At 59.9% G+C, this 1,817-nt stretch carries 2 protein-coding genes; both read left to right on the top strand.

The genetic code is table 11. The annotated features are described in order from the left end of the window. The first annotated feature begins 47 nt into the window (after window positions 1-47). The gene (locus tag AB4Z11_RS30655) at window positions 48-890 is read left to right on the top strand and encodes a DNA-methyltransferase (protein ID WP_442029804.1); all 843 of its coding nucleotides are present in this window, start codon (window positions 48-50) and stop codon (window positions 888-890) included. Window positions 891-896: 6 nt separating this feature from the next. Further along, a partial coding sequence (locus AB4Z11_RS30650; protein ID WP_442029802.1) for a pyridoxal phosphate-dependent aminotransferase occupies window positions 897-1,817 on the top strand: 921 nt, incomplete at its 3' end.

Raw genomic sequence — 1,817 nt, 5'->3', positions numbered from 1 at the left:
GGCTTGCAGGCGCACGCACGTAGCGCAGAACTGCGCCTGAAAAACCAATGAAGACCCTGACGGCAGGGTCAGACCCCGAGGGTCTGGCCCGGGGTGCGGGGTGGCTCAACCAGGTCTTCTGCGAAGACGCGCTGGAAGGTCTGGCGCGTATTCCGGATGGCAGCATCGACCTGATCCTGACCGATCCGCCCTACAACCTGGGCAAGGATTACGGCAACGCCTCGGACCAGCAAACGGTAGACGAATACCTGGCCTGGACCGAGCGCTGGATTGACGCAGCCCTGCCCAAGCTGAAGCCAAACGGCAGCCTGTACATCTTCCTCACCTGGCGTTATTCGCCGGAGATTTTCGTCATGCTGAAAAAGCGCATGACGATGATGAACGAGATTATCTGGGACCGCCGCGTGCCCTCCATGGGCGGCAGTACTCGCAGTTTCTCATCGGTGCACGACACCATCGGTTTCTTCGTGCGCCGCAAGGATTACTTCTTCGACCTCGACGCCGTGCGCATCCCTTACGACGCCGAAACGAAGAAAGCCCGTTCGCGCTCGATCTTCATCGGTGCGAAATGGCTGGAAGTGGGCTACAACCCGAAAGACATGTGGAGCGTGTCGCGCCTGCACCGGGAGCACTCGGAGCGCGTCGACCACCCCACGCAAAAACCACTCGAAATTATCGAACGCATGATCAAGGCATCCTGTCCGCAAAACGGTGTGGTGCTTGACCTGTTCATGGGCAGCGGCACTACCGCTGTAGCAGCGAAACGCTGCGAACGCAATTTCGTCGGCTTCGAACTGAACCCCGACTATTGCCGCATCATTCAACAACGGCTTGCTGAACTTGAAGCGCCGCCGCCGCCCAAACGAAAGAAATTAGCCTTACAGGAGTAATGCAAGATGTCCCTCGACAGCCTGATCGCCAACACCATCCGTGATGATGTGCGCAAAGACCACATCTACCACGTGCCCGATGCCAGCGGCTTTGTGAAGCTGGATGCGATGGAGAACCCGTACGAGCTGCCGAAGCATCTGCATCATGAACTGGCACAGCGCCTGGCTGACGTTGCCCTCAACCGCTACCCAGTGGCCAGCTACGCCACGCTCAAGCAGCGCATCTGCGCCAGGCTGGGCGTACCGGCCGGCTACGATGTCATGCTGGGCAATGGTTCCGATGAGCTGATCGCCATCATGGCGCAAGCCTGCGCGCATCAGGACCGCCGCGCGGTCATGCTGGCGCCGGTGCCTTCTTTCGTGATGTTCCAGCGCTCCGCCATGATTGCGGGCATGGACTTCGTTGGCGTGCCGCTGAAAGACGACCTCACACTCGACCTGCCGGCCATGCTGGCGGCGATCGCTGAGCACAAGCCATCCCTGGTCTTCCTGGCCTACCCGAACAACCCGACCGGCAACCTGTTCAACGAGGACGAGATGGTGCAGATCATCCGCGCCCTCGGCGATACGGGCCTGTGCGTGGTGGACGAAGCCTACGAGCCCTTCGCACAGAAGAGCTTTATGGCCCGCCTGCCGGAGTTCGATAATCTGATCGTCATGCGTACCTTGTCCAAGCTGGGCCTAGCCGGCATTCGCCTGGGCTATATGTCCTGCGCGCCTGCCGTGCTGGAACAGTTCGACAAGATCCGTCCACCTTATAACGTCAATGTCCTGAGCCAGGCCGCGGCGGAATTCTGCCTCGATAAGCTGGAGGTGCTGAACGAGCAGGCGGCGCTGCTGCGTGCAGAACGCAGCAAGCTGGCGCAAGCTCTGGCAGAATTGCCGGGAGTAAAGGTTTTCCCGTCTGCGGCGAACTTCATTCTGATT

Origin of the sequence: Pseudoduganella sp. RAF53_2 (assembly GCF_052113985.1) — a bacterium.
Classification (GTDB): domain Bacteria; phylum Pseudomonadota; class Gammaproteobacteria; order Burkholderiales; family Burkholderiaceae_D; genus Rugamonas.
The sequence above is the reverse complement of the archived record's forward strand: the minus strand, read 5'-3'. Positions and strand labels throughout refer to the sequence as shown.

Coding starts and splice junctions, on each gene's coding strand:
- AB4Z11_RS30655 (WP_442029804.1), top strand. CDS start 48: ATGAAGACCCTGACGGCAGGGTCAGACCCCGAGGGTCTGGCCCGGGGT.